Source organism: Mycobacterium sp., assembly GCF_050701675.1.
In the GTDB taxonomy this organism is placed as follows: Bacteria; Actinomycetota; Actinomycetes; order Mycobacteriales; family Mycobacteriaceae; genus Mycobacterium.
The window spans coordinates 1-6,396 of the sequence record NZ_JBOGDD010000083.1 but is presented as its reverse complement, the minus strand read 5'-3'; the positions used below and the strand labels follow the sequence as shown (position 1 = coordinate 6,396).

The 6,396-nt window shown below is 65.7% G+C and carries 7 protein-coding genes; 3 read left to right on the top strand and 4 right to left on the bottom strand.

The window, feature by feature from the left end; all coding sequences use genetic code 11:
- Positions 1–152: 152 nt before the first annotated feature.
- On the bottom strand, positions 153–968 hold the full coding sequence (locus ACRDUX_RS02590; RefSeq protein ID WP_526410723.1) for an MlaE family ABC transporter permease: 816 nt from the start codon (positions 966–968) through the stop codon (positions 153–155).
- Positions 965–1,696 (bottom strand): MlaE family ABC transporter permease, encoded by a 732-nt coding sequence (locus ACRDUX_RS02585; RefSeq protein WP_526410725.1) that lies wholly within the window; start codon positions 1,694–1,696, stop codon positions 965–967. The genes ACRDUX_RS02590 and ACRDUX_RS02585 overlap by 4 nt, the downstream gene beginning before the upstream one ends.
- A gap of 239 nt (positions 1,697–1,935) precedes the next feature.
- Here ACRDUX_RS02585 and ACRDUX_RS02580 point away from each other — a divergent pair, with 239 nt between their 5' ends.
- Positions 1,936–2,289, top strand: coding sequence for a UBP-type zinc finger domain-containing protein (locus ACRDUX_RS02580; RefSeq protein ID WP_526410721.1), 354 nt, complete (start codon positions 1,936–1,938; stop codon positions 2,287–2,289).
- A gap of 6 nt (positions 2,290–2,295) precedes the next feature.
- On the top strand, positions 2,296–3,384 hold the full coding sequence (locus ACRDUX_RS02575) for a cation diffusion facilitator family transporter (RefSeq protein ID WP_526410719.1): 1,089 nt from the start codon (positions 2,296–2,298) through the stop codon (positions 3,382–3,384).
- Here the strand turns inward: ACRDUX_RS02575 and ACRDUX_RS02570 are convergent.
- Positions 3,381–4,943: a phytoene desaturase family protein gene (locus tag ACRDUX_RS02570; protein ID WP_526410717.1), complete on the bottom strand. Its 1,563-nt coding sequence runs from the start codon at positions 4,941–4,943 to the stop codon at positions 3,381–3,383. The genes ACRDUX_RS02575 and ACRDUX_RS02570 overlap by 4 nt on opposite strands.
- A 51-nt stretch (positions 4,944–4,994) precedes the next feature.
- Positions 4,995–5,600, bottom strand: coding sequence for a TetR/AcrR family transcriptional regulator (locus ACRDUX_RS02565; RefSeq protein WP_526410715.1), 606 nt, complete (start codon positions 5,598–5,600; stop codon positions 4,995–4,997).
- 355 nt (positions 5,601–5,955) lie between these two features.
- Here ACRDUX_RS02565 and ACRDUX_RS02560 point away from each other — a divergent pair, with 355 nt between their 5' ends.
- Positions 5,956–6,357: a MarR family transcriptional regulator gene (locus ACRDUX_RS02560; protein WP_526410713.1), complete on the top strand. Its 402-nt coding sequence runs from the start codon at positions 5,956–5,958 to the stop codon at positions 6,355–6,357.
- Positions 6,358–6,396 lie beyond the last annotated feature (39 nt).

The window sequence follows — 6,396 nt, the reverse complement described above, 5'->3', positions numbered from 1 at the left end:
GTCTGAGACCAGCGTCAGGGGGACGGTGTCCTTCAACGTTCCCGAGAAGAGCAGGGCGGTGGTGGCCACCACCGCGACCACGATGATCAGCAGGATGGGCGCCCACCAGATGGGATCGATCTTCTCGCGGCGGGAGCCGTTGGCCATCGTCGTCAGCCCGCGAGGTTGAAGTTTCCGGACTGCCCGTACACCGACAGCGTGATGGACAGCAGCACGAAAACCGTTGCGGTGATCGAGGTTCGGACAGCCCGGCCGACCGCTTCACCGACGCCCGCCGGACCGCCGGAGGCCGTGAAGCCGTAGTAGGTGTGCACGACCATCACCGCCGCCGCCATCGTCAGGGCGGCGACGAAGGACCAGACGAGGTCGCTGGGTCGCAGGAAGGTCGTGAAGTAGTGGTCGTATACCCCGCGGGACTGGCCGTAGATGATCGTCGTACCGAACCGGGTCGCGAGAAACGACATCAGCATCGCGACGGTGTAGAGCGGGATCACGACGACGACACCCGCGATGATCCTTGTCGAGACGAGATAGGTGACGGCGCGGATGCCCATCACCTCGAGGGCGTCGATCTCCTCGTTGATCCGCATCGCACCCAGCTGCGCGGTGGCGCCCGCCCCGATGGTGGCGGCCAGCGCGACCCCGGCCGTCGCAGGCGCGATGAAGCGCACGTTGAGGAAGGCGGACAGAAATCCGGTCAACGCCTCGATCCCGACGTTGGACAGCGTGTTGTAGCCCTGCACCGCGATCAGCGCGCCCGTGGACAACGTCAGGAAGCCGATGATGACGACGGTGCCGCCGATCACCGCGAGTGCGCCGGTGCCCAGGCCCATTTCGGCGATCAGACGGAGCACCTCACCCGGGTACCGCCGCACCGCGTCGCCGGTGAAGACCAGCGACTTGCCGTAGAAGGCCGTCTGCTCGCCGAGGTTGCGCGTCGCGTCGACGAGTCTGTTGCCCGGACTCACGACGGAGCCACCTTGACGCCCATGGCGGTGGCCAGGATGTTGATCAGGAACAGCGCCATGAAGGCGAAGACGACGGTCTCGTTCACCGCGTTGCCGACACCCGTGGGGCCGCCGCCCACGGAAAGCCCCTTGTAGCAGGCGATCAGGCCGGCGGAGAGGCCGAACAGCAATGCCTTCACCAGGGAGATGACGACCTGAGGTAGCCCGGTCAACAACGTCAAGCCCGCAACGAACGCACCCGGTGTCACGTGCTGGACGTAGACCACGAAGACGTAGCTGCCGGTGAGGCCGACGATGGCCACCACCGAGTACAGCATCAGCGCCACGAACGTGGCGGCGAGGACGCGTGGCACCACGAGGGCCCGGATGGGGTTGATGCCGATCACCTTCATGGCGTCGATTTCCTCGCGAATCGTCCTGGCACCGAGATCCGCGCACATCGCGGTCGATCCGGCCCCCGCGACCACGATCGCGGTGACGACTGGGCCCACCTGGGTGACCGACGCCAGCGCAGCACCGGCTCCGGAGAGGTCACCTGCGCCGATCTCGAGGAGAACGATGTTGAGCGTGAACACGATCAGTACGGTGTACGGAATCGACAGCATGATGGTCGGAAAGATCGACACCCTGGCGACGAACGCGATCTGCTCGATGAGCTCGCGCCACGCGAACGGCCGCCGAAACATCCCTGCCAAGGTCTCGCCGGCGAGGACGAAGAAGTCCCCCATGGCAAAGGCGGGCTTGGACCAGGCGATCGAGTTCACGCGCATTCCCGTCCGAGTCGACTTGGGCGGGACGCTAGAAGGGCACCCGTTAGCTGTCAACGCACCCCCATACACATCGGCGCACGTCGACACTGGAAACTGCTGGTTGGTCCCGTGCTCATGTTTTAGCTCACCGTGATCAGATTGTCGTGAGCGAAAGCCTTGCGCGCCACGTTGCCCCGACACGATTAGGCTCCATCACCATGAGCGATGCGGTGAACCCGACCATCCCTCCCAGCGGGGCAGGTTGCGTCGAATGCGACGCGGCGGGCGGATGGTGGTTTCATCTGCGCCGCTGCACGGCGTGCGGGCACATCGGCTGCTGCGACGACTCACTGGCTCGGCACGCCGCCGCGCACTGGCGCGAATCGGGCCATCCGATCATCCGCTCGTTCGAGCCGGGTGAGGACTGGTTCTGGAACTACGAGGAAAACGAGTACTACGACGGACCGGAACTCGCTCCGCCGGAGTGTCATCCGGTCGACCAGACGGTCCCCGGGCCCGCGGAACGCCTGCCCGGCGACTGGATGGCCCAGCTCCAACGCCGGGGCGACTGACCCGCGGTGGTGAAGACGGGTGGCGGCAGCACGCTGACGGTACTCGTCGCGTTCGCAGCGAATCTCGTGGTGGCATTGGCGAAGACGGCCGCGGCCGTACTGACCAGTTCGGCCTCGATGACCGCCGAGGCGGCGCATTCCTGGGCCGACACCGGCAACGAGGTCTTCCTCCTCGTCGCCAATCGGCGCAGCATCCGCGACGCCGACGAGAGCAGACCACTGGGATACGGGCGAGAGGCCTACGTATGGTCGCTGCTCGCCGCGGTGGGACTGTTCGTCGTCGGTGCCGCCGTGTCGATCTGGCGGGGCATCACCGAGCTGTTGCACGGCTCCGACGGCGGCGAAGACTACCGGGTCGCCTATGTCGTCCTCGCGGTCGCGTTCGTCTTGGAGGGCATCTCCCTGTTGCAGTCCATCCGCCAACTCCGGCGTGATGCAAGAACTTTCGAAAGCGACGTGCTCGAGTACGCGTTCGAGACGTCGGACCCGACGGTGCGCGCCGTCTTCGCGGAGGACAGCGCAGCGCTGATCGGCATCGTCATCGCGTTCCTCGGCATCCTGCTCCACCAGTTGACCGGTGACGTGGTCTGGGATGGCCTGGGTTCAATCCTGGTCGGGCTTCTGCTCGGGGGCGTGGCCGTGGTGCTCATCAACCGCAACCGGATCTTCCTCACCGGCGAGGCCGGTCCTGCGCGGCTGCAGCAGGCGCTTCGCGACAAGCTCGCGAGCTTCCCCGAAGTCGCCTCCGTCCGCTTCCTTCGTCCCGAGTTCATCGGACCCAAACAGATTTTCGTCATCGCCAGTGTCGACCTGGTGGGCGACAGCGTGGAGTCGTCCGTCGCCAAGTCGCTGCGAATGCTCGAACACCGCTTCGAGGATGAGGTGCCCGAAATCCGCGAGGCCGTGTTGACGGTTTCCGAGCCCGACGATGTGGGTACCACCGTGGTTGTGAGTAGCACAGACCCCAAGACCAGCGAGTCGGCCTCCGGCCCGGCCGGCGGCGAGGACGTCCAGAGCGACCCGGCGAAGGGCGCCGACGACAGGACGGACTGGGCCGACGAGGGTGGGGCGACCTCGAAGGACGAAGACGACTAGCGCGCGTCGGCGATCGCCTGCACGGCGGCGTTGTATCCAGGAATGAACGTGATACCCGGCCCGCCGTGACACCCTGCGCTGCCCAGGTAGAACCCGCCGATCGGGATGGGCTGATCGGTGAAACCCCTTGGCCCCGGCCGGTTCGGCCCCATCTGCTCTGGATGGATGAGGCCGTGGCAGTAGTCGCCGCCGGGGGCGCCGAACATCGTGCCCATGTGCCGCGGCGTGAACGTGGTGTGCCGGATGATCTTCGCCTCGAAGTCGGGTGCGACACGGGTGATCTTGTCGATGACCCGGCGGCCCATCTCGACCTTCAGGTCGCCGTAGGACGCATCCTGGTAATCGATGGGGAACCACATCGAGAACGCCGAGACGGCGTGCTTGCCTTCCGGCGCGAGGTTGGGGTCGTGCACCGACGGGAACTGAATCGCGATGGCTGGGTCGGCGGGCACGATCCCCCGGCGACTGTCCTCCCACTGTTGCTGCAGCTCCTCCGGCGTGCTGAAGAGTCCGATGGCCGACTGCATCTCGGGATCGTTGAGCATGTCGTAGGGCTCGGCGAAGGTGGGCATGCCGTCCAGAGCGAAGTGCATCTGGAGATAACTTCCGCGGTGATCGACGCGGGCGAACCGATCGCGAACCTCCGACGGCACCACGTTCGGGTCGAGCAGCTTCGTCACCGTCAGATCCGGCGCGATTCCCGAGACCACGATGGCCGCGTCGATCGTCGTGCCGTCCTCCAACCGGACGCCGGTGACCCGACCGTCGGCCACCAGGATCTCCTCGACCTTGCTGCGTAGCCGCAGCTCCCCTCCACCCGCCTTCAGCACCTCTACGAGATGTGCTGTGAGCGCGCCTATTCCGCCGCGGAGCTTCTTCATGAGCTTGGCGTTCTCGTCGGGTATCGCCAGGCCGTACGCCAAAGCCGCCGCACTGCCCGGCGTGGCGGGCCCACGGTAGGTGGTGTTGACGGCGAGGAATGAGAGCATTCCCCGCAGTGCGCCGTGTTTCTCGGCGTCGGGCAGGTACCTGTCGAGGACGTCGGTAACGGACCCGAACAACATGTCGGTGATCGCCGCGCGCTCGAATTCGTTTTGCGCACAGGCGTACATCTCGTCGATCGTCTTCGGTGGCTGCCCAGCGTCGAACCGGCCCAACGCCCTCGTCGGGCCCTGGCTCCATGCCATCAACCCCGCCATGCCGTTGACGGCATCGGCGCCGTGCACGTCGTTGAGGTGCGTGAGCAGCTTCATCGGATCGGTGTAGTAGACGACGGGCTCGTCGCCGACCCCCCGCAGCGACACCGACATCACGTCGAGGTCGACGGTCTCCAACTCATCGAGCCCGAGTTCGTCGCTGACCTTCGCAGAAGTCGGGAACTGCAGCGACCCGGCGATCTCGAACTTGTATCCGTCGAAAAGCTCTACCGTGGAGGCCATTCCGCCGGCATAGAGCTTCGAGTCCAGACAGAGGGTCCGCACGCCGGCCTTCTGCAGAAGGGCCGCCGCCGCAAGCCCGTTGTGGCCTGCACCGATGACAATCGCGTCGAAGTCCGCCATCGTCCGAGGCTGGCACGACGCACAAGTTTTGTCAATATTGACGAAACTTGGTCACTTCTCGTCGCTGATGCCCGCCGCCACCGCCTCGAGCGCCGTACGGCACAGCCGCGCGAGTTCCGGAAGCGACCGATCGTCGCTGAGCATCCACACCTCCATCGCGCCGAAGACGGCCGCGGCGATGCAGCGGGCGGTGACGGTCACGCGCAACCGACCATCGGTACCCGGCGCAGGCGGTTCGTCGCGGGTGAGGTACTCCTCGACCGCCTCGGCGAAGTCGGCCTCGACCTGCCGGATATGGCGCACGATGCGCCCGGCGTCGAGCTCCCGAGACCGCAGCTCCGCGATCTTCGGCACGGCCGCGGCGTCGTACGGCGCCGCGAGGATCGCCGAGTGCACGGCGTCGATGAGCGATTCGTCCGGCGACCTCACCGCAAGCGCCGTCCGGAACCACTCCAGCCCCGCGTCGTAGTCGGCGAACAAGAGGTCGTGTTTCGACGTGAAGTGCCGGTAGAAGGTTCGCAGCGAGACGCCTGCGTCCGAGGCGATCTGCTCAGCGGAGGTGTCCTCCACGCCCTGAGCCAGGAACCGGACCAGGGCCGCCTGCCGCAGCGCGTCGCGAGTGCGCTCACTGCGCGCCGTCTGCGCAGGGCGGACCATGTGGGTAAGTTACCTCAAGGCCTGCTCCATTCGACGTTGACTTCGGTCAATACATAGTTGAGACAATGTAGTTTCGACCGTGCCCAGCCCTTGGCTCACCCGCTCAATCGACACGTCGGGACCGAATACCTTGCAAGACAATCAATCTCAAGCCCTGAGCCCCGTGGGTGAGGGCCGCGAACCGTTTCTGTCAAACCGCTGTGCGAGGACTCCGCCGATTGCTGCTACATAGTGCGCGTGATATATGTACGTCGTGGAAAAACGTCCGCCTGATGGGGATGTCAGTAATTGCGTCGGTGAGTTTCTCGACCAGGCATTGGACATCACGGCCCGATTTCTCACCGACCGCTCCGACTTGAGCGCATCCGCAGCGTTCGCGATGAACAGGGTGTGCCGCGAAGGTCCCATGCGGCTCACCACGCTCGCGGCCAAGGAAGGGATCAGCCAGCCGTCGATGACTCAATTGATCCAGAGGCTCGAACGCCACGATCTGGTGGCCAGACTCGCCGACCCCGACGACGGGCGTGCTGCCCTCATCGGCATCACCAAGCGCGGTCAGGCGCTGCTCGACGACCGGAAGCGACTCCGTCGGGAACGCCTGACGGAATTGCTCGCGACGCTGACGCCCGAGGAGGAAAGCTCGTTGTGGCTGTCAGCGCGGGTCGCCTTTCCGGTCCTGTCGCGGCTCGTCGCGAATGCGGACTCGCCGCCGACTGACGTCGCGGTCGCCCCGGGTGTCGACAAGGTGGATTCGTGAGATCGGGAATAGCGGACGTACCAAACCGCGTTGCTGGAC

Bases quoted from the DNA above. Each gene is read 5' to 3' on its own strand.
- ACRDUX_RS02585 (WP_526410725.1), bottom strand. From the start codon at position 1,696: ATGGGGGACTTCTTCGTCCTCGCCGGCGAGACCTTGGCAGGGATGTTT.
- ACRDUX_RS02580 (WP_526410721.1), top strand. From the start codon at position 1,936: ATGAGCGATGCGGTGAACCCGACCATCCCTCCCAGCGGGGCAGGTTGC.
- ACRDUX_RS02570 (WP_526410717.1), bottom strand. From the start codon at position 4,943: ATGGCGGACTTCGACGCGATTGTCATCGGTGCAGGCCACAACGGGCTT.
- ACRDUX_RS02565 (WP_526410715.1), bottom strand. From the start codon at position 5,600: ATGGTCCGCCCTGCGCAGACGGCGCGCAGTGAGCGCACTCGCGACGCG.